The sequence below is a fragment of the Mycobacterium paragordonae genome, from assembly GCF_003614435.1.
Lineage (GTDB): Bacteria > Actinomycetota > Actinomycetes > Mycobacteriales > Mycobacteriaceae > Mycobacterium > Mycobacterium paragordonae.
In genome coordinates, this window is record NZ_CP025546.1 from 2,858,983 (window position 1) to 2,884,351 (window position 25,369).

At 67.4% G+C, this 25,369-nt stretch carries 16 protein-coding genes and 1 riboswitch; of the genes, 10 read left to right on the forward strand and 6 right to left on the reverse strand.

Annotated elements, in window-relative coordinates:
* Nucleotides 1-112: 112 nt before the first annotated feature.
* Complete coding sequence (gene pks2, locus C0J29_RS13280) at nt 113-6,424, reverse strand: sulfolipid-1 biosynthesis phthioceranic/hydroxyphthioceranic acid synthase (RefSeq protein WP_120792602.1); 6,312 nt, start codon at nt 6,422-6,424, stop codon at nt 113-115.
* Between the two features lie 593 nt (nt 6,425-7,017).
* On the opposite strand from pks2, the gene C0J29_RS13285 reads away from it, so the two are divergent.
* The 6 genes from C0J29_RS13285 (at nt 7,018) to C0J29_RS13310 (ending at nt 16,153) form a co-directional block, all read left to right on the forward strand.
* Nucleotides 7,018-8,769, forward strand: a complete 1,752-nt coding sequence (locus C0J29_RS13285) for an AMP-binding protein (protein WP_120794710.1) — start codon at nt 7,018-7,020, stop codon at nt 8,767-8,769.
* Nucleotides 8,770-8,778: 9 nt separating this feature from the next.
* Nucleotides 8,779-9,360 (forward strand): carboxymuconolactone decarboxylase family protein, encoded by a 582-nt coding sequence (locus C0J29_RS13290; RefSeq protein ID WP_120792603.1) that lies wholly within the window; start codon nt 8,779-8,781, stop codon nt 9,358-9,360.
* 36 nt (nt 9,361-9,396) lie between these two features.
* Complete coding sequence (locus C0J29_RS13295; protein ID WP_065163805.1) at nt 9,397-10,515, forward strand: NAD(P)H-dependent flavin oxidoreductase; 1,119 nt, start codon at nt 9,397-9,399, stop codon at nt 10,513-10,515.
* A 175-nt stretch (nt 10,516-10,690) separates the two neighbouring features.
* A riboswitch (M-box (ykoK) riboswitch) is annotated at nt 10,691-10,860 on the forward strand.
* A 276-nt stretch (nt 10,861-11,136) separates the two neighbouring features.
* Nucleotides 11,137-11,367 carry an Rv1535 family protein gene (locus tag C0J29_RS13300; RefSeq protein WP_065163804.1) on the forward strand — a complete coding sequence of 77 codons (231 nt, stop codon included), beginning with the start codon at nt 11,137-11,139 and terminating at the stop codon, nt 11,365-11,367.
* A gap of 359 nt (nt 11,368-11,726) precedes the next feature.
* Complete coding sequence (gene ileS, locus C0J29_RS13305) at nt 11,727-14,909, forward strand: isoleucine--tRNA ligase (protein WP_120792604.1); 3,183 nt, start codon at nt 11,727-11,729, stop codon at nt 14,907-14,909.
* Between the two features lie 23 nt (nt 14,910-14,932).
* Nucleotides 14,933-16,153 carry a peptidoglycan DD-metalloendopeptidase family protein gene (locus C0J29_RS13310; protein ID WP_120792605.1) on the forward strand — a complete coding sequence of 407 codons (1,221 nt, stop codon included), beginning with the start codon at nt 14,933-14,935 and terminating at the stop codon, nt 16,151-16,153.
* Here C0J29_RS13310 and C0J29_RS13315 read toward each other — a convergent pair.
* The gene (locus C0J29_RS13315; RefSeq protein WP_163761734.1) at nt 16,137-17,147 is read right to left on the reverse strand and encodes a hypothetical protein; all 1,011 of its coding nucleotides are present in this window, start codon (nt 17,145-17,147) and stop codon (nt 16,137-16,139) included. The genes C0J29_RS13310 and C0J29_RS13315 overlap by 17 nt on opposite strands.
* A gap of 178 nt (nt 17,148-17,325) precedes the next feature.
* Here C0J29_RS13315 and C0J29_RS13320 point away from each other — a divergent pair, with 178 nt between their 5' ends.
* Entirely contained in the window at nt 17,326-18,288 is a 963-nt protein-coding gene (locus C0J29_RS13320; RefSeq protein WP_120792606.1) for a dTDP-glucose 4,6-dehydratase, read from the forward strand.
* Between the two features lie 5 nt (nt 18,289-18,293).
* Here C0J29_RS13320 and C0J29_RS13325 read toward each other — a convergent pair whose 3' ends face one another.
* Entirely contained in the window at nt 18,294-19,688 is a 1,395-nt protein-coding gene (locus C0J29_RS13325; RefSeq protein WP_162951453.1) for a PE family protein, read from the reverse strand.
* 208 nt (nt 19,689-19,896) lie between these two features.
* Between C0J29_RS13325 and C0J29_RS13330 the strand changes: the two genes are divergently transcribed.
* The gene (locus C0J29_RS13330; RefSeq protein ID WP_120792608.1) at nt 19,897-21,312 is read left to right on the forward strand and encodes a DNA polymerase IV; all 1,416 of its coding nucleotides are present in this window, start codon (nt 19,897-19,899) and stop codon (nt 21,310-21,312) included.
* Here the strand turns inward: C0J29_RS13330 and C0J29_RS13335 are convergent.
* Nucleotides 21,277-22,215 (reverse strand): asparaginase, encoded by a 939-nt coding sequence (locus tag C0J29_RS13335; RefSeq protein ID WP_120794712.1) that lies wholly within the window; start codon nt 22,213-22,215, stop codon nt 21,277-21,279. The genes C0J29_RS13330 and C0J29_RS13335 overlap by 36 nt on opposite strands.
* A gap of 75 nt (nt 22,216-22,290) precedes the next feature.
* On the opposite strand from C0J29_RS13335, the gene lspA reads away from it, so the two are divergent.
* Nucleotides 22,291-22,896 (forward strand): signal peptidase II, encoded by a 606-nt coding sequence (gene lspA / locus C0J29_RS13340; RefSeq protein WP_082994252.1) that lies wholly within the window; start codon nt 22,291-22,293, stop codon nt 22,894-22,896.
* Nucleotides 22,893-23,819: an RluA family pseudouridine synthase gene (locus C0J29_RS13345; RefSeq protein WP_065163797.1), complete on the forward strand. Its 927-nt coding sequence runs from the start codon at nt 22,893-22,895 to the stop codon at nt 23,817-23,819. Before lspA ends, C0J29_RS13345 begins: the two co-directional genes overlap by 4 nt.
* Here C0J29_RS13345 and C0J29_RS13350 read toward each other — a convergent pair.
* On the reverse strand, nt 23,802-24,575 hold the full coding sequence (locus C0J29_RS13350; RefSeq protein ID WP_120794713.1) for a class I SAM-dependent methyltransferase: 774 nt from the start codon (nt 24,573-24,575) through the stop codon (nt 23,802-23,804). The two genes, C0J29_RS13345 and C0J29_RS13350, sit on opposite strands and share 18 nt — an antisense overlap.
* 11 nt (nt 24,576-24,586) lie before the next feature.
* Nucleotides 24,587-25,345, reverse strand: a complete 759-nt coding sequence (locus tag C0J29_RS13355) for a class I SAM-dependent methyltransferase (RefSeq protein ID WP_120792609.1) — start codon at nt 25,343-25,345, stop codon at nt 24,587-24,589.
* Between the last annotated feature and the right edge of the window lie 24 nt (nt 25,346-25,369).

Below are 25,369 nucleotides of genomic sequence, written 5' to 3' on the forward strand. Positions count from 1 at the left end.
GGCCCTTGCGGGGCGCGTCGGTTTAGGTAGCTGGCCGGAGTCGGCATGCGGTGCGCGACGGCCCGCCGAGGGGTCCGCAACGCGGACCGGAAGCAGCGTCCTCAGCGGCCGATCAGGCGGACGTCGAGGCATCCTGGGAGGCGGCAAGCCGTTCGGAGATCCGGTCGGCCAGGTCGCGCACCGTGGTGATCTCGTTGGACGTCAGCCGTATGCCGGTCTCGGTCTCGATGTGTGTGCGCAACTCGAGGTTGCCGAGCGAATCGAGTCCGTACTCCGACAGCGCCCAGTCCGGGTCGACGGCCCGCCGCAGGATCAGGCTCACACCCTCGGATATGACGCGCCGCAGCTGGCCGGGCCACTCCTCAACCGGAAGCTCCATGAGCTTCGCGACGAGCTTGTTGGTGCCCGAGCGTCCCTTCGCCGATTTGAACAACTCGGCGAACGGGCTGCGCTGAGCGAAGGCGGTCAACCAGGGCGAGCCGATCACCGGCGCGTAGCCGGTGTACGCCCGGTTGTGCCGCAGCAACGCCTCGAACGCGTACGCGCCCTCGTCCGGGCCGATGGCCTCACCTTCCCCGGACTGCTCGGCGAACGTCGTCGCACGGCCGATCTCTTCCCATGCGCCCCAGGCGATAGACGTGGCCGGCAGCCCCTGAGCGCGCCGCCAGTGGGTGAAGGCGTCCAGCCAGCTGTTGGCCGCCGCGTATGCGCCCTGACCCGGCGACCCCACCAGGGCCGCGGCTGAGGAGAAGGAGCAGAACCAGTCGAGGTCCTGGCCCTTCCCGACCTCCTGAATGGCTTCGTGCAGATGCCAGGCACCGTCCACCTTCGGCGCCCAGTCGCGCTGAATGAGCTCCTCGGTGATGTTGGGCAGAGTGGCGTCCTCGACGACCGCGGCCCCGTGCAGAACCCCGCGCAGCGGCAGACCGGTGGCGGTGGCGGCGGACACCAGCCGCCCAGCGGTGCCGGCTGCGGCGATGTCGCCGCATTCCACCACGACGTCCGACCCCATCGAACGGATCAATTCGATTGTCTCCAAGGCCTTTTCGCTGGGCGCCGAGCGTGAGCTGAGCACGATGCGACCGGCGCCGGCGTCCGCCATCTTCTCGGCCAGGAACAGGCCGAGGCCACCCAGGCCGCCGGTGATGATGTAGGCGCCGTCACCACGGAACACCTGCGATTGTTCGGGTGGCAGCACGACGCTGCTGCGGCCCGCGTGCGGCACTTCGAGGATCAGCTTGCCGGTGTGCTCGGCCGCGCCCATCACCCGGATCGCAGTGGCCGCATCGGCCAGGGGGTAGTTGGTGCTCTCGGGAACCGGCAACACGCCGTCGGCGGTCGCGTTGTACACCGTGGTCAACAACGCGCGCACCGCGGACGGATCGGTGGCTGACAGCAATCCCAGGTCCAGGCCGTGGAACGACAGGTTCTGCCGGAACGGGAAGAGGCCGAGCTTCGTGTCGCCGTAGATGTCACGCTTGCCGATCTCGACGAACTGCCCGCCACGGGCCAGCAACTTGATCCCCGCCAACTGGGCGGCACCGAACACCGAGTTGAGGACGATGTCCACCCCGTAGCCGTCGGTGTCGGTACGGATCTGATCGGCGAACTCGACGCTGCGGGAGTCGTAGACATGCTCGATTCCCATGCCGCGCAGCAGTTCTCGACGCTGCTCGCTGCCGGCGGTGGCGTAGATCTCGGCGCCGGCGGCGCGGGCGATCGCGATCGCCGCCTGGCCCACTCCGCCGGTCGCGGAGTGGATGAGTACCTTGTCGCCGGACCTGATGCGGGCCAGGTCCTGCAGGCCGTACCAGGCGGTGGCCGACGCGGTGGTGATCGCGGCCGCTTGGGCGTCGGTCAGTCCGTCGGGAATCGGGGTCGCCAGGCGGGCGTCGCAGGTGACGAAGGTGGACCAGCAGCCGCTGGCCGACAGACCCCCGACCCGGTCGCCGACTTTGAGGTCGGTGACGTCGGGTCCCACCGCGGTCACGACACCGGCGAAGTCGGTGCCCAGCTGAGGCTGCTGACCGTCGGCGGTCTGGTAACGACCGAAGGTGACCAGGACATCGGCGAAGTTGATGCTGGACGCGCCGACGGCGACCTCGACCTCGCCGGGACCGGGTGCCACCCGTTCGAAGGCGGCGAATTCGAGGGTCTGCAGATCACCGGGAGTGCGGATCTGCAGACGCATGCCCTGGTGCTCGTGCTCCACCACAGTGGTCTGACGCTCGTCGGGGCCGAGCGGCGTCGGGCTGAGGCGCGCGGTGTACCACTCGTCGTTGCGCCAGGCGGTCTCGTCTTCTTCGGACTCGGTGAGCAGCAGTTGACGGGTCAACTGCTCGGCGCCGGTGTGCTCGTCGACGTCGATGTAGGTCACCTTGAGGTGCGGGTGTTCGGCGCTGATGACCCGCAGCAGACCACGCAGGCCGCCCTGTTCGAGATTGGCGCAGTCGTCGGCCAGCACCGTCTGGGCGTTGCGGGTCATGACGTACAGGCGGGCCGTCTGGCCCTCGATGTCGGGCAGTTCACGCGCGATGCGCACGACGTGTTCGACGTACTCTCGGCCCCGGTCGACCGGGCTCCCGGACTCCGCACTCTTCGGAGCGGTGAGGACGACCACCCCGTTGAAGGCGTTGGCGCTCAGTTGATCGCGCAGCAGGCCCGCCTGGGCCTGGTGGTCGTCGCTCAGCAGCCAGGAGATGGTCGCGCTGTCGGCGTCGTGCATCTTCAGCGTGTCGGTCAGCTGGGTCGCCATCATGTCCGCGGCGTCGGAAGTGCTGATGAGCAGCCAGTTGCCGGGTTCGGTCACGGTCTTGTCGGGCAGATCGCGCTGCTGCCATTCGATGGTCAACAGCCGCTCGGCCAGCACGCGGTCGCGTTCGCTGCCGGGTGGGGCGCCGGTGCCCATCTGCAGGCCGCGCACCGTCAACAGCACGGTGCCGTGCTCGTCGAGGATGTCGATGTCGGCGGTCACGCCGGTGCCGTCCGGGGTCACCGTCGTCAGGCAGTACCGGGCATGCCGAGCGGAACCGTAGGCGCGCAGCCGGCTGACCCCCAGCGGTAACAGCAGACCGCCGCCCCCGGCGGTGCCGACGCTCGGGTGCGCGGCCACCGATTGGAAGCAGGCGTCCAACAGTGCGGGATGCACCCCGTAGGCACCCTGCTGGGCGCGGATCGAACTGGGCACGGCGACTTCGGCCAGCACGGTGTCACCGGCTTCCTCGGTGATGTGCGCCGCGGTCAGGCCGCTGAATGCCGGACCGTACTGGATGCCGCGGTTGTCGAACTCGTGGCGGAGGTCATCGCCGTCGGCGGGGGTGGTGTGCGACGCCAGCAGAGCCTCGATGTCGTGTGCGGCCGGCGGCGCCGCGTCGGCCTCCCCATCGGGTCCGGCATGCAGCATCGCCGAGGCCCGCCGGGAGCGTTCGCCGTCCTGATTGGTCTCCACCACGAACGGCACGACGCCGGGCGCCTCAACCGTCGCGGTGGCCCCGACGGGACTCACCTCGTCGAGGAGCAGCAGCCGCTCGAACCGGATGTCGCGGACTTCGGCGTTCTCGCCCAGCACCGCGCGGGCGGCGGCGAGTGCCATCTCGCAGTACGCCGCGCCGGGAAGTGCTGCGGCGCGGTGGATCTGGTGATCGCCCAGCCAGGGCTGCGCTTCGGTGCCGACGTCGCCCTGCCAGACGTGGCGCTCGGGCTCCTCGGGCAGCCGCACATGCGCGCCCAGCAGCGGGTGCACGGCCACGGTGTTGGCGTGGGCGAGCCGGTCGGTGCTCTCCTCGAGCAGCAGTCGGCGGTGGGTCCACGCCGGCAGCGGCGTCTCCAGCAGATGGCCGTTCGGGTAGAGCACGGCGAAGTCCACCGCGGCGCCCGCGGAGTACAGGTCGCCGATGAGGCCGCGCAGGCCGTGCGGCAGTGGTTGCTCGCGGCGCACGGAGGCCAGGGCGGCGGCCGTCATGTCGATACCGCGGGCGGTCTGGTCGACGGCGTGGGTGAGCAGCGGGTGCGGCGAGAGCTCGGTGAAGACCCGGAAGCCGTCTTCGAGGGCGGCCTGGACCGCGGCGGCGAAGCGAACGGTATGGCGCAGGTTGTCGGCCCAGTAGTAGGCGTCGAAGTAGGGTTCCTCGCGCGGGTCGAAGGACGTCGAGGAGTAGTAGGGAACTTCGAGCTCCTGGCCGCTGATCTCTTCCAGCGCCTCGGTGAGGTCGTCGAGGATCGGGTCGACCTGGGGGGAGTGGGAGGCCACGTCGACGGCCACCTCGCGGGCCATCACGTCGCGCTCCTCCCAGGCGGCGATCAATTCGCGGACCGCTTCGGTGGCCCCGCCGATCACGGTGGACTGCGGTGAGGCGACCACCGCGACGGTCACATCGGTGATGCCACTGCCCAGCAACTCCGAAAAGACTTGTTGGGCAGGCAGTTCCACCGAGGCCATGGCGCCGGCGCCGGCGATGCGGGTCATCAGCTTGGAGCGACGGCAGATGACCTTGACGCCGTCTTCGAGCGACAGGGCGCCGGCGACGACGGAGGCCGCGGACTCACCCAGCGAGTGGCCGATCACTGCGCCGGGGGTGACGCCGTAGTCCTGCATGGTGGCGGCCAGGGCGACTTGCATGGCGAAAATGGTGGGCTGCACGCGGTCGATGCCGGTGACCTTGTCCGGGGCGGTCAGCGCCTCGGTGACCGAGAAGCCGGATTCCGCGGCGATCAGCGGTTCGATCTCGGCGATCTTGGCGGCGAACACCGGTTCGTGGGCCAGCAGGTCCTTGCCCATCTCGGCCCACTGCGAACCCTGACCGGAGAACACCCACACCGGTCCGCGGTCGTCCTGGCTGACCGCGGGCGGGATGGGCAGCTCGCCAACGGCGATGTCACGCAGGGCATTTGACAGCTCGGTCGCGGTGTCGGCCAACAGTGCCGTGCGCACGGTGCGGTGACCGCGACGGCGCGCCAGGGTGTAGGCGAGATCCGGAAGCGCGACATCCGGCTGTGCGTCGATCCACTCGGCAAGTCGTCCGGCGGTTTCGCGCAGCGCCTCCTCCGAACTCGCCGAGACGGGGAAAACAAGCGTCCCGTCCAAGCCGGTGCTGCCGTCTTCTGACACCGTGGTGACTTCGGCCGCCGGCTCCGGGGCCTGTTCCAGGATGGCGTGCACGTTGGTGCCCGACATGCCGTACGACGACACGGCGGCCCGCCGGGGCTGGTCGGCGTCACTGATCGGCCAGGGCGTAACTTCCTGCGGGATAAAGAGATTGGTGTCGATCTCGGCCATCTGGTCGGGCATGGTGTGGAAGTGCAGGTTCTGCGGAACCACGCCGTGCTGCACGGAGAGAATGGCTTTCAGCAGTCCCAAAGCGCCGGCAGTCGACTGGGTGTGGCCGAAGTTGGTCTTCACCGACCCGACGGCGCACGGCCCGTCGATGCCGTAGACCGCGGCCAGGCTCGCGTATTCGAGAGGATCGCCCACGGGGGTGCCGGGGCCGTGGGCCTCGACCATGCCGACGGTGGCGGGGTCGACGCCGCCGGCTGCCAACGCCGCCCGGTATACCGCCTCCTGCGCGTCGGCCGAGGGAGTCACGATGTTGACGGTGTGCCCGTCCTGGTTGGCCGCCGTCCCCCGAATGACGGCCAGAATCCGGTCGCCGTCACGCTGCGCATCCGGGAGCCGCTTGAGCAGCAGTACGACGGCGCCCTCGCCGGAGACGAAGCCGTCGGCTTCGACGTCGAAGGCGTGGCAACGGCCGCTGCGCGAGAGCATGCCGTTGGCCGAACCGGAGGCGAAGCGGCGCGGCTCGAGCATGGCGTACACGCCGCCCGCGAAGGCCAGGTCGCTCTCGCCCTCGCTCAAGCTGCGGGCGGCCAGATGCGCGGCGAACAATCCTGACGAGCATGCGGTGTCGACGGTGACCGCGGGACCGCGCAGGCCCAGCGCGTAGGAGACCCGGCCGGAAGCCATGCAGGAGTTGGTGCCGGTGTTGCCGTACGGGCCTTCCAGGGCGCCGGTTTCGGCCTGCACGAACTGGTAGTCGGCGTGGGTGAATCCGATGAAGACGCCGGTGAGCGAGTCGGCCATCTGAGCAGGGGTGAGGCCGGCGTGCTCCATGGCTTCCCAGGAGGTCTCCAGTAACAGCCGGTGCTGGGGATCCATGGCGATGGCTTCCCGCTCCGAGATGCCGAAGAATTCGGGATCGAAGTCGCCGAGGTTGTCCATGAACGCACCCCACTTGCAGTGGGAGCGACCGGGCACGCCGGGTTCGGGGTCGTAGTACTCGTCGATGTCCCAGCGGTCCAGGGGCACCTCGGTGACAAAGTCTTCGCCCCGCAGCAACGCCTGCCACAGCTGGTCAGGTGAGGAGATGCCCCCCGGCAGCCGGCACGCCAGACCAATGACCGCCACCGGCGTAACGCGTGCTTTTTCCACGGTCGTACGTCATCTCCTTAGCCCGCGCTTCAAGTCATCTCCGGCAAGTTCGTGTCGAACTCCGCTCCCTGCTGCCGACCCGCAGCAGCGGACGCACTCGCCGACCCCCACACTTCGGCGCCCACGTCATAGTCGGGCGCGATCAGAAGCGTATCGGGTCGCTCCGTCGCATGTAGAAAAATCGTGCGAACGTACAAAAAATTTCGATCAAGGTGACGTCAATCACACCGCTTCGGGGCTGGCCGCCGCGCGTGGCAAACGGCGGCAAAATGCCAGCATATGACCCTTGCGCCGGAAAATGGGACGGGTGTGCCGAAGGGGCCCGGCGACGCGGCCTCCGAAATGCCCTTCCCTGTCTTCGGGAACGCGAACGGGCTTCGCGGGCCGGCCCGTTTCAGTAGCTCAGCGAGGTCCGCTGCTCCTGCAGTTTTGCGGGCGAAGCTGATCGGCTAAAGCGGAGGTACGGCTCCGTCGGGCGACCCCGGAACGGGTACCGGCGCGACGATGCGGCGGTCCCGATCGGCAGCAGGGGGAATTCGACTTCGGCGATACGGACCACGTGGGTCGTGCTCCGACGGGTAGTGTGCGATCCCGTGGTTGGCTCTTCTATCCCTGCTGTGCTGCGCGAACGCGCCAGCCTGAACCCGAACGGCCCGGCGCTCACCTACATCAACTACGACCAGGATTGGGAAGGCGTCGAAGAGACGCTGACCTGGGCGCAGCTGCACCGTCGCACGCTCAACATCGCCGAGCAGCTCAAGCTGAACGGTTCGCCCGGCGACCGCGCGCTGATCCTGGCCCCGCAGGGGCTTGAGTACGTGGTCGGATTCCTCGGCGCGCTGCAGGCCGGTTTCATCGGGGTTCCGCTGTCGGTGCCTTACGGTGGCGCACACGACGAACGCACCATTTCGGTGCTGGCCGACACCGCACCGGCGGTCATCCTGACCACCTCGGCGGCCATCACCAACGTCAAGGAGTGCGTCGATCCGCAAGCCGGCGCAAACCCACCGGCGATCATCGAGGTCGACCTGCTGGACCTGGACTCCCGGCCGAAATCGTCCCGCCCGGAACGCCTTGCGGACGAGGGTTCGCGCACGTCGTATCTCCAATACACGTCCGGCTCAACCCGGACACCCGCCGGTGTCACGGTCTCCAACGCCAACGTTTTCGCCAATTTCGAGCAGATCATGGCCGACTTCTTCATCAACGAAGGGGGAGTGCCGCCCGCGGACCTGGACGTGGTGTCCTGGCTGCCGCTCTACCACGACATGGGCCTGTTGCTCGGGGCCATCATGCCGATCCTGGCCGGCCGGCGCACCGTGCTCACCAGCCCGGTGGCGTTCCTGCAGCGCCCGGCCCGCTGGCCGCAGTTGATGGCGCGCTACGGGACCACCATTTCGGCCGGACCGAACTTCGCCTTCGACATCGCGGTGCGCAAGACCTCCGACGAGGACCTGGCCGGATTCGATCTCGGCGGCGTGCACACCGTCCTGAACGGCAGCGAGCGGGTACAGCCCGCGACACTCAAGCGGTTCGCGGACCGGTTCGCCCGCTTCGGGTTTGCCGCCAAGGCGCTGCGGCCGGCCTACGGCATGGCCGAGGCCACCGTGTACATCGCGACCCGCAAGGTCGGCGAACCGCCCGAAATTGTGGATTTCGACTCGGAGAAACTGCCGGACGGCCAGGCGGTGCGGGTCGAAAGCGGCACCGGCACACCGCTTGTCAGCTACGGCGTACCGAAGTCGCAACTGGTCCGCATCGTCGACGGTGACACCCGCGCCGAGTGCCCGGAAGGCACGGTCGGTGAGATCTGGGTGCTGGGTGGCAACGTGGCGTCGGGCTACTGGCAGAAGCCGGAGACGACCGCCGACACGTTCGGCGCGACGATCGTCAACCCGTCGGAAGACACGCCCGAAGGCCCGTGGCTGCGCACCGGGGATTCCGGATTTCTTTCCGACGGTGAGCTTTTCATCATGGGCCGGATCAAGGACCTGCTGATCGTCTACGGGCGCAACCACTCTCCCGACGACATCGAGGCGACCATCCAGGAGATCAGCGCCGGCCGGTGCGCGGCGATCGCCATTTCTCAGGACGGCGTCGAGAAGCTGGCCGCCATCGTCGAGATCAAGCAGAAAGCCGACGAGTCGCCGCAGGAATTCGCGGAGCGGCTGGGGGTGCTCAAGCGAGACATCACCGCCGCCATCTTCGACTCGCACGGGCTGAACGTGGCTGACCTGGTGCTGGTGTCGCCTGGGTCGATCCCGATCACCACCAGTGGAAAGATTCGCCGGCAGCAGTCGGTACAGATGTACGAGGACAAGGCGTTCGCCCGGCTGGACGCCTGACAGGCCGCCATGAGCAAGCCCGCCCGGATACCGCTGCTGCCCGTCGACGAGGCCAAGGCCGCCGCCGATGAAGCCGGCGTTCCGGACTACATGGCCGAGCTCAGCATCTTTCAGACGCTGCTGAATCATCCGCAGTTGGCGGGGCCGTTCAACGACCTGCTCGCCACCATGCTCTGGCACGGCGCACTGGACCGCAGACTGCGCGAGCTGGTGATCATGCGCATCGGGTGGCTGACCGAGTGCAACTACGAGTGGACCCAGCACTGGCGGGTGGCCTCCCGTCTCGGGGTTTCCGCCGAGGACCTGCTGGGTGTGCGAGATTGGCGGAGCCACAACGGCTTCGGGCCCACCGAGCGGGCCGTGCTGGCGGCCACCGATGACGTCGTGCGCGACGGCGTGGTGAGCGCCGCGAATTGGGCTGACTGCGAACGCGAATTGGGCGGCGACAAAACGGTTCTCATCGAGCTGGTCACCGTCATCGGTGCGTGGCGAATGGTGTCGTCGATCCTGCAGAGCCTGGAGGTTCCACTGGAGGAGGGCGTGGCCGCGTGGCCGCCCGACGGCCGGAGCCCCTCGTCGTTCGATCCGTAGGCCCTGGTCTGATTCGTAGGGCGTAGCGTCGGCCGCATGCAAACGAGAGTTGCCGAGATGCTCGGCGTCGAGTTTCCAATCTGCGCCTTCAGCCACTGCCGCGACGTAGTGGCCGCGGTGACCAATGCGGGAGGTTTCGGGGTACTCGGCGCCACCGCCCACAGCCCCAAGCGGCTGGAAAGCGAGCTCACCTGGATCGAGGAGCAGACGCACGGCAAGCCCTACGGGGTCGATCTGCTGCTGCCGCCGAAGTATGTCGGCGCCGATTCCGGTGGGGTGAATTCACGGCAAGCTCAGGATCTGCTGCCTGCCGAGCATCGGGCGTTTGTCGATGACATCCTGGCCCGCTACGGCGTCGCGGCCCATGCCGAGCAGGACGAGGTGATCAGGGGTGGGCTCAACATCTCACCCAAGGGCTATGAGCCGCTGCTGGAGGTGGCCTTTGCCCACAACATCCGATTGATCGCCAGCGCGCTCGGGCCACCGCCGCACGACCTGGTAGAGCGGGCACACAGCCACGACGTGCTGGTGGCCGCGCTGGCCGGCACTACCGAGCACGCCCGCCGGCACGCGGCGGCGGGGGTGGACCTGATCGTCGCTCAGGGCACCGAGGCGGGTGGGCACACCGGCGAGGTCGCGACCATGGTGCTCGTTCCCGAAGTGGTGGACGCGGTGGCGCCGACGCCCGTGTTGGCCGCAGGCGGGATCGCCCGCGGGCGCCAGATTGCGGCCGCGATGGCGCTGGGTGCTGAAGGGGTGTGGTGCGGATCGGTTTGGCTGACTACCGAGGAAGCCGAGACCGCGCCGGTCGTGAAGGACAAATTCCTGGCCGCGAAGTCGTCGGACACCGTGCGATCCCGGTCGATGACCGGCAAGCCGGCCCGCATGCTGCGCACCGCCTGGACCGAAGAGTGGGAACGGCCCGACACCCCGGACCCGTTGGGGATGCCGCTGCAGACGGCGCTGATCACCGACTCCCAGGTGCGGATCAACCAAGCCGCCGCCCACCCCGATGCGAAGGCCCGGGAGTTGGCGACGTACTTCGTCGGTCAGGTGGTCGGCTCGCTGGACCGGGTCCGGCCGACGCGAGCGGTGGTCCTCGACATGGTCGAGGAATACATCGACACCATCGGTCGGCTCACCGATGTGACATAGCGAACTCATAGCGAAATGTAACCTGGAGATCGCCTCCTGGTAGCCGCTGTTTTCCCAGCTCAGACGCGCTATTGCTGAAGGATGGCTGTGGGCGTCCGTAGCGAATGCATAAAGATGCCCAAACCCGGGGGTGCCGCGTTGACCGGGGCCCGTACGTCGTGCATTATCGGTCAGGCAAGCACCTCGTTAGGTGAGGCGGCTACACGAACACAGGCCACTGACCCCGAACGTCGAAAGACGCCCCGGGTCAGGACAGCTCCTCCCGGCTTAAGGGTTGAGCCCAGGTGGCTTCCGGTTTACCGGACACGTCGGGTAGTGCCAAAGCTCTGACGAGAGGGGTGCGGATTTCCGGCGGATCGCCGGCATCTGTCTCCCTTCGCGTGCGCAGCAGATCGCGTGGATACCCACGTGGGTCGTGAACCGAGAGGAGGTGAGGGACGCATGAGTTCCAGTGGCAGTCCGGGTCGATATCCGGGCGGTGTTTCGTCCCTGACCGGTCTCCGGTGCGGCGTTCTCGGCTGAGCCGTCAACCACGCTCCGATCGGAACCGTTGCGGGACGGGACTTCCCAAGAATCTTTGAAGGTCCACCTGTCAACGTTTGATCCTGTTAGGAGGCGATCATGACCGCTGCTCTGTATGACGAAGTCGTTACCGTAACCGCTGCGCCCACGCTGCACGTGGTGCGTGACGTGCCGGTCGCCGCGGCGCCGAAGAAGGCCCGCCGCACCGAAGAAGTGCTGTCCGCCGGCGGCGACCCGCTGGTGGCCGGTGCCGCCCGTCTGCTGCACATCCCGGTGCGGCACATGTACGCCGCGCTGTGGCGCATCGGCGTGCTCGAAGTCCAGGCGTGAGGCCCATGGACAGTGCGCTACCCGGCACTCCAAGGGGCTAGCCGACCGCAGGTGCGTCCTGCGGCGGGCCAGCCTCTTGGAGTGCTTACAGTCCAGATGATTGCGACCCGCGGCACCCGGCTTCGCCGGGTTTGCGATCGCAATTAGAATCAACGCCAGACCAGCATCGATCCGGCCATCACCGGGGAGCTTTCGGAAGAACAGCCATTCGGCCCAGTAGAACCGAACGGGCGGGCCCGTCACAGCCTCTTGAGTGGTCACGCGTGAGCGTGGCAAGCGGGGTGGTACCGCGGCGTTCGCGCAACAGCGCATCCGTCGTCCCCGTGCCTGGACATCTCGAGGCACCGGAGACTACCCACGTGAGCGACAACCCTGAACTCGAGGCCGACCGCACGGCCTATCCGAAGCTGGCCAGTGGTGCGCCCGACTTCCCGGCGCTCGAACTCGAAGTGCTCGATTACTGGTTCCGCGACGACACCTTCCGCGCCAGCATCGCCCGCCGGGACGGCGCCCCCGAGTACGTGTTCTACGACGGGCCCCCGTTCGCCAACGGCCTGCCGCACTACGGGCATCTGCTGACCGGCTACGTCAAAGACATCGTTCCGCGCTACCGCACCATGCGCGGTGACAAGGTGGAGCGCCGGTTCGGTTGGGACACACACGGATTGCCCGCAGAATTGGAAGTCGAGCGCCAGCTGGGCATCACCGACAAGTCTCAGATCGACTCGATGGGCATTGCCGCCTTCAACGACGCGTGCCGTGCGTCGGTGCTGCGCTACACCGACGAATGGCAGCAGTACGTAACCCGCCAGGCGCGCTGGGTCGACTTCGACAACGATTACAAGACACTCGATCTCAGCTACATGGAGTCGGTGATCTGGGCGTTCAAACAGCTCTGGGACAAGGGCCTTGCCTACGAGGGCTACCGGGTGTTGCCCTATTGCTGGCGCGACGAGACCCCGTTGTCGAATCACGAACTGCGGATGGACGACGACGTCTACCAGAGCCGCCAGGACCCCGCTCTCACCGTCGGCTTCCAGGTGACCGAGGCCGCGGCTCCCTACGACGAACTTGTTGGCGCGTACCTGCTGATCTGGACGACGACGCCGTGGACCCTGCCGTCGAACCTCGCTGTCGCGGTGAATCCCGAGGTCACCTATGTCCAAGTGCGGGAAGGCGATCGGCGTTTCGTGCTGGCCGAGGCCAGGCTCGCCGCGTATGCCCGCGAACTCGGGGAAGAGCCCGAAGTGCTTGGCACCTACCGGGGCGCAGATCTACTTGGCGTTCGCTATCTGCCGCCGTTCGCCTATTTCCTGGACTCGCCCAAGGCCTTTCAGGTGCTCTCCGCCGACTTCGTCACCACTGAGGACGGCACCGGGCTGGTGCACATGGCTCCGGCCTACGGCGAGGACGACATGGCGACGACCGACCCGGTCGGGATCGTGCCGGTGACGCCGGTCGACTCCAAGGGACGCTTCGACGCGACGGTCCCGGATTACCAGGGACAGCATGTCTTTGAGGCGAACCCGCACATCATCCGCGACCTGAAGAATCAGAGCGGCCCCGCCGCCGCCAACCGAGCGGTGTTGCTGCGGCACGAGACCTACGAGCACCCGTACCCGCACTGCTGGCGCTGCCGCAACCCGCTGATCTACCGGGCGGTGTCGTCGTGGTTCGTGCGGGTGACCCAGTTCCGCGACCGCATGGTGGAACTCAACCAGCAGATCACCTGGTATCCCGAGCATGTCAAGGACGGGCAGTTCGGCAAGTGGCTGCAGGGTGCGCGCGACTGGTCGATCTCGCGAAACCGCTACTGGGGCACCCCGATTCCGGTGTGGAAATCCGACGATCCCGCCTACCCCCGCATCGACGTATACGGCAGCCTGGACGAGCTGGAACGTGACTTCGGGGTGCGGCCGGACAATCTGCACCGGCCCTACATCGACGAGCTCACCCGCCCCAACCCCGACGATCCGACCGGCAACAGCACCATGCGCCGAATCTCCGACGTGCTCGACGTGTGGTTCGATTCGGGCTCAATGCCTTACGCGCAGGTGCATTACCCGTTCGAGAATGAGGATTGGTTCTTGGGTGGGGCGGCGGGAGACGCCGAAGCTCACTATCCGGGTGACTTCATCGTCGAGTACATCGGGCAGACCCGCGGCTGGTTCTACACGTTGCATGTGCTCGCGACCGCGCTGTTCGACCGGCCGTCGTTCAAAACCTGTGTGGCGCATGGAATCGTGCTCGGTTCGGACGGGCAGAAGATGAGCAAGTCGCTGCGCAACTACCCGGATGTGACCGAGGTGTTCGACCGCGACGGCTCCGACGCCATGCGGTGGTTCCTGATGGCCTCGCCGATCCTGCGCGGCGGCAACCTGATCGTCACCGAACAGGGCATCCGCGACGGAGTGCGGCAGGTGTTGCTGCCGTTCTGGAACGCCTACAGCTTCCTGGCGTTGTACGCGCCGAAAGTGGGTGTGTGGCGCACCGATTCAGCGCATGTGCTGGATCGCTACATCCTGGCCAAGCTCGCCGTCCTTCGCGATGACCTGACCGCTTCGCTGGACGTCTGCGACATCTCCGGCGCCTGCGAACAGCTGCGGCAGTTCACCGAGGCGTTGACGAACTGGTATGTGCGCCGGTCGCGTTCGCGGTTCTGGGTGGAAGACGCCGATGCGATCGACACCCTGCACACGGTGCTGGAGGTGACCGCACGGCTGGCCGCCCCACTTTTGCCGCTGATCACCGAGATGATCTGGCGCGGCCTGACCGGCGGGCGTTCGGTGCACTTGACGGACTGGCCGCAGCCGGGTGTGGTTCCCGCCGATCCCGATCTGGTCGCCGCGATGGACCAGGTGCGGGACGTGTGCTCGGCCGCGTCCTCCCTGCGCAAGGCCAAGAAGCTGCGGGTGCGGTTGCCGTTGCCAAAACTGACGGTGGCCGTGGAGAACCCGGACCAGTTGCAGCCTTTCGCCGAACTGATCGGTGACGAACTCAACGTCAAGCAGGTCGATTTGACCGACGCGATCGACACCTACGGCCGGTTCGAGCTCACCGTCAATGCCCGGGTCGCCGGCCCGCGCCTGGGCAAGGACGTGCAGGCGGCCATCAAGGCCGTCAAAGCGGGTGAGGGCGTGGTCAACCCGGACGGCACCTTGACCGCAGGGCCCGCTGTGTTGCAGCCCGAGGAGTACAGCTCCCGCCTGGTGGCCGCCGACCCGGAATTCACCGCGGCGCTGCCCGGCGGCGCCGGGCTCGTGGTGCTCGATGGCACCGTCACGCCGGAATTGGAGGCAGAGGGCTGGGCCAAGGACCGCATCCGGGAACTGCAGGAGCTGCGCAAGTCGACCGGTCTGGAGGTGTCCGACCGCATCGCAGTGGTCATGTCGGTGCCTGGTGAGCGGGCCGCGTGGGCAGCGACGCATCGTGACCTGATCGCCGGTGAAATCCTCGCCACCAGTTTCGAATTCGGTGAGCCCACGGACGGGGCGGAGATCGGCGACGGGGTTCGGGTCTCCATCGCGCGGGTATCGGTTTAAGCAGAGAAGAACGGAGGCGACCGATGCGGGTACTGGGACTGTTCCGGGTGCACAACGGTGCGGATATCCTGCCCCGGGTCCTGGATTCGTTGTCCGGCTGGTGTGACGACATCTACGCGATCGACGACCGCAGCACCGACAACTCCGCCGACATCCTGGCTCAACACCCGGCGGTGACGAACCTGGTGCGGGCCCGGTCGGATCTGCCGCAAACACCGTGGCTCATTCCGGAACCGCCGGGGCTGGAATTGCTTTACCGGATGGCCGATTTCTGCCGCCCGGACTGGATCGCGATGATCGATTCCGACCAGGTGGTGGAAGCCGACGTGGACGTCCGTGAGGTGCTGGCAGGCACCCCCGCTGATGTCGCGGCGCTGATGTGCCCGATGATTCCGACGTGGCATGATCCCGAATTCCCGGAGATGATCCCGATCATGGGGCCGGCGGAGTCGGTGCGCGGACCGTTCTGGCGCTGGCGACCGGGACTGCGGGCCGGGACCAGGATGATCCACAATCCGCACTGGCCCGCGAACATCACCGAACACGGTCGCATCGGCATGGTGTACGACGTTCGCCTGGTGCACCACGGCTGGTCCACGCTGGCCGAACGCGTCGCCAAGGTCGATCACTACCGCAGAATCGATCCGGACTGCCGGCTGAACTACGGCGTGCCGTACGACCGCGCGCTGTTGTTCGGCTACGCCCGCGAGGAGGTCGAGCTACTCATGGCCGACTACCGCAGGCGTGTCCAGGGCGATTTCGATCCGGCCGAAGTGGGCGCCCGCCTGCCGATCGAGCGCGAGCACCTCGCGATCGGGGCGGGCTACGGGCCGCGCGCGGGCGCTTTCCACCCCGGCATCGACCTCGCCGCTGCGCCCGGAGCCGCCGTTCATGCGGTCCTATCCGGGACCATCAGTCGCACAGCCGATCTCGACGATTACGGGCTGCGGCAGGTGGTGGTATCGAACACCGACGTCGACATGGTGTACGTGTTCCGGTCCGACCGCAAGCACCGGGTGGGCGACGAAATCGCAGCCGGCACATCGATCGGCACCGTCGGCCCGGAAGCCGAATCAGCCGATGGGTACCTGCATTTCGAAGTCCATGCCGACGGCAGGCACACCAGCCCGCTGCGCTATCTGGGCAACCTGGGTCTGTTGCCCTGGCCGCCGCAGGGGCGGCCCCGGCCGGTGTCGGGTACCTATCCGGCGGCCACGCCGTGCGGTATCACTGTTCCTGGGTGAGCCGTTCGGCCACGGCGCGTGCAGACCGGATCGCCGACCGCGCCTCCTGCAAAATCTTGGCCGGATGCTGCTCGTCCAACTCGCCGAGCCGGTTGTAGCGCTCGACCCCGAATCCCGCCGATTCCAAACGGATTCCGAACGGCAACACGAGCGTGCGCAGCGCCTCGAAGTGCAGGTAGGGAACCACTGGTTGGCCGGTTACCAACAGGCACGTCGAGCGGTGCATGCCCACCGTTTGCGCGGCGAAAGTATAGGTGTCGCCGGAGTTCGCCCGGCGGTTGTCGGGGTCCGGCGACGGCGTTTCCAGCAGGGTGACCGGGACACCCCAGTCGTTGCTGTCCGGCGGAAATCGCCAGACGGCCCGGTCGTGGTGAGGCCGATCGATTCGTCGCTGCGCGTGATCCTGAACCTGTCGGATGTCCAGCCCCAACTCTTCACCGGCCGCCGCGGCCAACAGGTCGAACTCGGTGCGGGCGTGCGGGGCTATGACGGCTACGGCGTCGCGTTCAGAATCCATGAGTCCGCGCGATGCCGCGGCCAGCACCACGTGGCCGATGCGCCGCCCGGTCGCCAACTCGCGTGCGTAGCCGACCCGCAGCCGATTGGTGTACCGGCCGCCGCCGATCACTAGAAGGTAGTCGAAATCGTTTGCGTTGGGCTGTGATTCACCGATAAGGCCCAGCTGGTCCGCAAGCGCCACGACCCTGTCCAGCTGCGCGGGAGGCATATCGAGCCGGGGGATCAGCCACCGGACGGCGCCGGCGGCGTCCTGGTTGTGCACCCGGCCCGCACCAGCGCGGGCCCGTGCCCGGTAGTCCCATACGGTGCTGAACTCGTCGAGCCATGCCAACCGTTCGGCGAGACCGAGGTCGGGCGGAACGGCTCCGCCGAACATCTGCACCAGCTCGGCCAGGGCCGGATCGGTAGCCCAGGCTTGGATCTCCTGACGGACTTCAAGCGCGACGTCAGCGGATCCGGTATTCGACGGACACACCGAGGAACCCCCTTCAATCTCTATCGGCCACCGTACGTGTCGGGGCCGCTTAACCCGGCGCGCCACGACGGGCCGTTAAGCTATGAGCCGGTTCAGCGAAGAACGGCACGGAACGTGGGGGCAATGTGAGGGGCTTCGTGAAGGGCTTCGTGAAGGGCTTCGTGAAGGGCATTGTGCGGTGAGGATTCTCGTCACTGGGGGAGCTGGTTTCCAGGGAAGCCACCTTGCCGAGGCGCTGCTCGCCGTGGGGCATCGCGTCACCGTTCTCAATACCCTGTCGAGTGCCGCCAAGAGGAACACCGGCCGTCTGAGGGCCGACCAGCGGGCCGATGTCGTCTTCGGCTCGGTGACCGACGCCGAACTGACCGCCAAGACGGTGCCGGAGCACGACGTCGTCTTCCACCTGGCCGCGAACGTCAACGTGGACAAATCACTCAGCGATCCGAAAAGCTTTCTAGACACGAACGTGATGGGCACCTACAACATCCTCGAGGCGGCCCGCCGGAGCGGATCGCGCGTTGTCTACGCCTCGACCTGTGAGGTGTACGGCGACGGGCAGGACCTGGGTGAGGACGAACTCCTCGACGAGACAGCCGAACTGATGCCGAACAGTCCGTACGGCGCATCGAAAGCCGCAGCAGACCGGTTGTGCTACTCCTACTTCCGTTCCTATGACATGGACGTCAGCGTGGTCCGCCCGTTCAACATCTTCGGCGAGCGGCAGAAGAGCGGCGCGTTCGGCGCGTTGATCCCGATACTCGTGCGTCAGGCGATGGCGGGCGCGGATCTCACCGTCTTCGGTGAAGGCACGGCCACCCGTGACTACCTCCATGTCAGTGACGTGGTGCGCGCCTACCTGCTGGTCCTGGACAACCCGGGCCTCAAGGGCCGCGCGATCAACTTCGCCAGCGGCATCAACACCAGCGTGCGCGACATCGCCGAATACATCGCCGGCAAGTTTCAGGTGCGGGTGTCCACGGGTCCGGCGCGGCCCGGGGAAGTAGCGCGCTATCCGGCGAACATCGAGTTGGCGCGCAGCATCGGCTTTGCACCTGAGGTGGAGATCTGGGCCGGCATCGACCGCTACGTCGATTGGGCAACGAGTCAGTCCGACAACGATATTGAGCTCGCGGCGACTTGACGCCGTTATAGGAGCGGCGGAAGCGGTGATCCCGTCAGCCCGGGCAGAGACGGCAGACCGGGCAGGCTAAACCCGGGGAGCAGCGACCCCAGCGATGGCACGCCCGGCACCGTGATCTGTGGCAAGGGAAGGAGCGGGCTCGGCAGGGGCGCTGCGCCGATTGCCTGTGCGAGTTGTTGCGGTGCGTAAAGCAGGAGTCCGGGCAGGATTCCGCCGGTGGGAGTGCCGCCCATCGGCACGCTGACGATGGGGCTTCCGGGCAGCGGATCGATGTTGACCGTCACCGTCGATAAGGGTGTCAGTATCCCTCCGACCGGGATGCTCGCGTGCAGGGGGACGGTGATGGCGGGAAGTCCGCCAAGCACGGGCAGGGGCACCCCCGGCAGGGTCACCCCGAACGTGTACTGGCCGTTCAAGAAGCCGTTGGTGACGACAGCCGGGGCGGTGAGAACCGCGACCGCGGCACCGAACCCGTCCCCACTTTGGACTGCGCTGCTGAAAGCGGCGCCCACCGACGCGATGGCGTCTGCCGTGGTGATGGGCGAACCGATGACGTCGATGCCCAGTGCTATCGGCAATCCGAAGAATGCGGCGCCGATCTGCAACGGGTCAGCGAGGTTGACGCCGACCGAGTAGGAGAAGTCGGTGAGGGTTGCCAGCACGTTCACCGCGTTCTGCCCGATCCGGCCCGGTATCGAGGCGATGGGAGCCAGGTCGGTCAGGATCTGGCTCGCGGCCGCCCCGCTGCTCAGGTGCTGACTCGCGTTGGTGAACGCCGTGGCGATGATGTGCCCGTAGTTCGACTGATTGGTGATGAACTGCCGAAGGAAAGGAAATGGGTTAGCTGCCAGGCCATTGCCGAGGCTCTGCAGATTATTGATGGTGTTGGAAACGAGCCTCTCGTACGGCCCGGTGATCGCGGCCAAACTCGGAGGAGTGGGCCCGGGAGTCGCACCGACAATTCCCGGTAATAAAGATTGCAGGGGCGGGAAAACTCCTACGCCGCCCAGTAGTGCGCCCGGATTGCCGAACAATGCGCCGAGGTTCCCGAGACCGTCCAGGATCGATGCCGCCGGCGCCCCCGCCACCAACGGCGCGATGCCCGCCAAAGCCCTTTCGGCATTGGCAATTTCGGCGCCGAGATACGCGTTGACGCTTGAATTGAGCGTCCTGACGAAGTCGGCATGGAAGGCTTGGGTCTGAGCATTGAGTGCCTGAAATTCTCGTCCGAGATCACCGAACATGGCTGCGATGGCAGCTGAGACCTCGTCGGCGGCTGCCGGCGCGATGGCGGTGGTGGAACCGATAATGGATTGGGAAGCCTGGGCTATTGCCGACCGAATTCCGGACAATTGTTGAGCCGCCGACTCAACCCATTCGGGCGCAATTAACACCGACATAGCCATCTCCCTTGATGCATGCCTTGAGCAGAGCGCATTCGCCTACCCTGAATGACCCGGAAAACGACTCCTTAAACGTGTGCATAACGAAGTATTTACGCCCCGGTAATCGGCAGCTTCTTCGCAAATCGGCTTGTGGCGCCCGGGGGTGTGCGCCCACCGCACGCCGGGAACCTCGCCTGGGCGCCGCCCAATAGCATCGGTACCCGTGGAGTCCCGTTGGGTGCTGCACCTGGACATGGACGCGTTTTTCGCCTCCGTGGAACAACTCACCCGGCCGACCCTGCGGGGCCGTCCGGTGTTGGTGGGCGGCCTGGGTGGCCGGGGTGTGGTGGCCGGAGCGAGTTACGAGTCGCGGGTGTTCGGCGCCCGTTCGGCGATGCCGATGCACCAGGCCCGCCGACTGGTCGGTGTGGGCGCGGTGGTGTTACCGCCGCGCGGAGTCGTCTACGGCGTGGCCAGCCGCCGCGTCTTCGACACGGTCCGCAGCCTGGTGCCCGTTGTCGAGCAACTGTCATTCGACGAGGCATTCGGGGAGCCGTCGCAGCTCGTCGGGGCGTCAGCCTCTGACGCGGCGGAATTCTGCGAAATGCTGCGCCGGCGGGTCCGGGACGAGACGGGCCTGATCGCCTCGGTGGGCGCGGGCTCTGGCAAGCAGATCGCAAAGATCGCCTCGGGCCTGGCCAAGCCCGACGGCATCCGGGTGGTGGGCCGCACCGAGGAGCGACTGCTGCTCGATGGTCTGCCGGTGCGGCGGCTGTGGGGGATCGGCCCGGTCGCCGAGGAGAAGTTGCACCGGCTCGGCATCGAGACCATCGGACAACTGGCCGCGTTGAGCGATGCGGAAGTCGCCAACATTCTGGGCGCGACCATCGGACCGGCTTTGCACCGCCTGGCCCGCGGCATCGACGACCGACCGGTCGCCGAACGGGCCGAAGCCAAACAGATCAGCGCCGAGTCCACCTTCGCCGCGGACCTGACCACCCTGGACCAGTTGCGGGAGGCGATCGAGCCGATCGCCGAGCACGCGCACCGCCGGCTACTCAAAGACGGTCGTGGCGCGCGCACGGTGACGGTGAAGCTGAAGAAGTCCGACATGAGCACCCTGACCCGCTCGGCGACGCTGCCCTATGCGACGGCTGAAGCGAGCGCCCTGACGGCGGTGGCCCGCAGGCTGCTGTTGGATCCGCTGCAGATCGGCCCGATTCGCCTTCTGGGCGTTGGGTTTTCGGGCCTCAGTGACGTGCGCCAGGAATCGCTGTTTCCGGAGCTGGACCTGTCACCGGAGACGGAGGCGCACCAGGATTTCGAGACGATGCGCGCCGCCCTGCTCACCGGGCAGGACGGCTCGTCGTGGCGGATCGGCGACGACGTCACGCACCCCGAGTTCGGACACGGGTGGGTGCAGGGGGCGGGCCACGGCGTCGTCACCGTCCGGTTCGAGACCCGTGGTTCGGGACCTGGCCCGGCCCGCACGTTTCCCATCGATACGGCGGACATCGTCGCGGCCAACCCGGTCGACAGCCTGGATTGGCCCGACTATGTCGGCGAACTGCGCGAGCAGGAACCGGATTCGGTGCCGGCGCCGTCAGCCCCAGCGGGCGACGACGTCGGCAACGGGTAAACCCGACGTCAGCGCCGCCATCACCAGCACCCGGGCCTGCGAGGGTGCCAGCTGCGGCACCAGCACCGCGCCCGCCTGCACCAGGTCGTGTCCCGGGCCGTATCCCGCGCTGACCGAGCCACCGGGGACCCGCGTGGACACCGCGACCACCACACCGGCGCGACAGAGCCGATGCACCCCCTCGACAACGGCGACCCCCGCGTTGCCCGATCCCAACGCCTGGAGCACCACGCCCCGGGCACCGGCCGCGGCAAAGGCGTCCAGCGCCACCGCGTCACTACCCAGGTAAGCGGCCGCGATGTCGACACGCGGCGCCTCGGCGGCGCGCAGGTCGCCGACGAACGGCCGCACCTTGACGCCGGTCAGCGTCATGTCGCCGGTCACGGTGCCGAGCAGGTGCCCGGCGAAAGCGTTCAGATCCTGCGTCGCCGCCTTCCGCAGACCCAACGGCTGCAACACCCGACCGGCGAAACACAGCAGCACCCCCAGACCGCGGGCTTTGTGGCTACCCGCCACTGTGAGCGCGTCGCGCAGATTGGCCGGGCCGTCCGCATCCGGGGCGTCGGCGCTGCGCATGGCCCCGGTCAACACCACCGGCGCCTTGCCGTCGTACCCGAGTTCCAGCCACAGCGCGGTTTCTTCCATCGTGTCGGTGCCGTGGGCGATGACGATTCCCTCGGCGCCGTTGTCGATCGCGGCGAGCACCGCGGCGCGGATCCGGTCCCAGTCAGTGGTGACGAGTTCGGAGCTGTCGATTGCCATCAGGTCGACGACGTCGACGTCGAAAGCCGGGCTGAGACCGCTGGTGAGCTGGGCGCCGCCGTGCGCGGGCCGAAGGACGCCGTCGGTGCCGGTGGTCGTTGAGATCGTCCCTCCGGTGGTGATCACGGTGATACGGCCCATGAATGGATCATCCCGCACGCGGGCCGGGTCCATCCGCGTGCCGGGCATGAAGACTCATTAGTGGATGATGGTGGGGTGCCTGACGAACCAACAGGATCCGCTGATCCGCTGACTTCAGCCGGTGACGCCGACGGAGCCCGCGAAACCGGGGATTCCGCACCGCCAGCGCCGGCCCGGCGTTTGCGTTTGCTCCTGTCGGTTGCCGCGGTGGTGCTCGCGCTCGACATCATCACCAAGGTGCTGGCGGTGAAACTGCTGCCGCCCGGCCAGCCGGTCTCCATCATCGGCGACACCGTGACGTGGACGCTGGTGCGTAATTCCGGTGCCGCCTTCTCGATGGCGACCGGATACACCTGGGTGCTCACCCTGATCGCGACCGGCGTCGTGGTCGGCATCTTCTGGATGGGTCGACGGCTGGTCTCGCCCTGGTGGGCGCTGGGCCTCGGCATGATCCTGGGCGGCGCAATGGGCAATCTGGTCGACCGCTTCTTCCGGGCACCCGGGCCCTTGCGCGGGCATGTTGTCGACTTCCTGTCCGTCGGGTGGTGGCCGGTGTTCAATGTCGCCGACCCCTCGGTGGTGGGCGGCGCCATCCTGCTGGTCGTGCTGTCCATCTTCGGCTTCGATTTCGACGCCGTCGGTCGCCGGAAGGCAGACGGAAACAACGAGGATCAGGCTTGACCGAGCGCTCGATGCCGGTCCCGGACGGATTGGCGGGCATGCGCGTGGACGCCGGCTTGGCACGCCTGCTGGGGCTGTCCCGCAACGCCGTGGCCGCCATCGCCGAAGACGGCGGTGTCGAACTCGACGGCGTGACGGCGGGTAAGTCCGACCGCCTCAACGCCGGAGCCTGGTTGCAGGTGCGGCTGCCGGAGCCGCCCAAACCGCCGGAAAACACCCCCGTCGACATCGAGGGGATGACGATCCTGTACTCCGACGACGACATCGTCGCCGTCGACAAGCCGGCCGCGGTGGCCGCGCACGCCTCGGTGGGCTGGACCGGGCCCACGGTGCTGGGCGGGTTGGCGGCAGCGGGTTACCGGATCACCACCTCGGGTGTGCACGAACGCCAGGGGATCGTGCATCGTCTCGACGTCGGAACGTCCGGGGTGATGGTGGTGGCCATTTCCGAACGCGCCTACACCGTGCTCAAGCGGGCATTCAAACAGCGCACGGTGGAAAAGCGCTATCACGCACTGGTGCAAGGCCATCCGGATCCGTCCAGCGGGACCATCGACGCCCCGATCGGCCGCCACCCCGGCCCGGAGTGGAAGTTCGCAGTCACCAGGGATGGCCGCCACAGCATCACCCACTACGACACGATGGAAGCGTTCGTCGCGGCCAGCCTGCTCGACGTGCACCTGGAAACCGGTCGCACCCATCAGATTCGGGTGCACTTCTCCGCGCTGCATCATCCCTGCTGCGGCGACCTCGTTTACGGTGCCGACCCGAAGCTAGCGAAAAGGCTTGGGCTGGAACGTCAATGGTTGCACGCACGATCGTTGGCCTTCGCGCATCCGGCCGACGGCCGGCGGATAGAGATCGTCAGTCCCTACCCGGCGGATCTGCAGCACGCCCTGGATGTGTTACGCGCCGAGGGCTGACCGGCCGGGCTTGCGGGCCTCCACCAGCACCCGGGTCGGGTGGGTGACGAAGCGGCTCTCGGCCGCGATCAGGTCGTGCAGTTCGCGCAGTCGCGAGTAGTAGGGCTCCGCGGTGAAATCGGGCACCGTCCAAATCAGCTTGCGCAGGAAGTAGATCACCGCGCCGATGTCGAAGAACTCCGCCCGGAGCCGCTCCATGCGCATGTCCAGCACGTGCAACCCAGCGGCTTGCGCCCCCGCCCGCTGAGCCTCTGGCTCGTAGAGCGCCCACAGCTGCGGCTGCGGCCCGACGACGTGGGTCACCAACTCCGACACCGTCCCCGGACCGGGATGCTGCGCGAAGTAGGTGCCGCCCGGCCGCAGCAGGCGAGCGATCTCGTTCCACCACACGGCAATCGGATGGCGGCTGATCACCAGATCGAATGCTTCGTCGGCGAACGGCAGCGGTGGCTCGTCGCCGGTGGCGACCACAACCACACCGCGGGGATGCAGGCGCTTACTGGCCAATGCCGCATTAGGAGCCCAGGATTCGGTCGCAGCCATGGTCGGCGGGAACTTCTCCGCACCGGCCAGCACCTCCCCGCCGCCGGTGTGGATATCCAGCGCCGCCGAAACACCAGCCAATCGCCGGCTCATCAGCCGCTGATACCCCCAGGACGGCCGCTGCTCGGTCGCGCGGCCGTCCAGCCAGGAGAAGTCCCAGCCCTCCACCGGCGCTGCTACCGCCTCGGCGACCAGATCCTCAAACGAGCGCATGCACAGCATTGTCACCCAGGCTTGCGGGCCTCGACGAGAACCCGGGCCGCGTGGGCGACGAACGGTCCGTCGGCTTCGATGCGCTGGTGCAGTTCGCGCAGCCGCGCGCGATAGCGCTCGACGGTGAAGCCGGGCACCGTCCAGATCACCTTGCGCAGGAAGTAGACCACGGCGCCGATGTCGGAGAACTCCTGGCGCAGCCGCTCGAGTCGCATGTCGACTATCCGCAGGCCGGCGGATTCTGCCTGCGCGCGCTCAATTTCCGGGTCCCTCCGGCTCCATGCCTGCGGCTGGGGGCCGATGAAGAATTCGGTCAACTCGGCGACGGTGGCGGGGCCGATGTGCTGGGCGAGGTACGTTCCGCCAGGCCGCAACACCCGGTGGATCTCGGGCCAAGGCACGGTGTTGGGGTGCCGGCTGGTGACGAGGTCGAACACCTCGTCGGCGAACGGCAGTGTCCTCTCGTCGGGCACGGCCACCACGACGACGCCGCGCGGGTGCAGAAGCCTGGTGGCCAGCGCCGCGTTCGGAGGCCACGCTTCGACGGCCGCCATGGTCGGCGGGAACTCGGTCGCGCCGGCCAGCACCTCGCCGCCGCCGGTCTGGATGTCCAATGCCGCCGAGACGTTCGCCAACCGCTCGCTCATCAATCGCTGATAACCCCAGGACGGCCGCTGTTCGGTGGCGCGGCCGTCCAGCCAGGAGAAGTCCCACCCATCGATCGGCGCCGAATCGGCTTCGGCTACCAGGTCGTCGAATGTTCGGCCCATTTCAGGCATTCTCGTCTTCTGGAC

Bases quoted from the DNA above. Each gene is read 5' to 3' on its own strand.
- C0J29_RS13325 (WP_162951453.1), bottom strand. From the start codon at position 19,688: ATGTCGGTGTTAATTGCGCCCGAATGGGTTGAGTCGGCGGCTCAACAA.
- C0J29_RS13295 (WP_065163805.1), top strand. From the start codon at position 9,397: ATGCAAACGAGAGTTGCCGAGATGCTCGGCGTCGAGTTTCCAATCTGC.
- C0J29_RS13355 (WP_120792609.1), bottom strand. From the start codon at position 25,345: ATGGGCCGAACATTCGACGACCTGGTAGCCGAAGCCGATTCGGCGCCG.
- C0J29_RS13310 (WP_120792605.1), top strand. From the start codon at position 14,933: ATGCGGGTACTGGGACTGTTCCGGGTGCACAACGGTGCGGATATCCTG.
- C0J29_RS13350 (WP_120794713.1), bottom strand. From the start codon at position 24,575: ATGCGCTCGTTTGAGGATCTGGTCGCCGAGGCGGTAGCAGCGCCGGTG.
- C0J29_RS13300 (WP_065163804.1), top strand. From the start codon at position 11,137: ATGACCGCTGCTCTGTATGACGAAGTCGTTACCGTAACCGCTGCGCCC.
- C0J29_RS13290 (WP_120792603.1), top strand. From the start codon at position 8,779: ATGAGCAAGCCCGCCCGGATACCGCTGCTGCCCGTCGACGAGGCCAAG.
- C0J29_RS13335 (WP_120794712.1), bottom strand. From the start codon at position 22,215: ATGGGCCGTATCACCGTGATCACCACCGGAGGGACGATCTCAACGACC.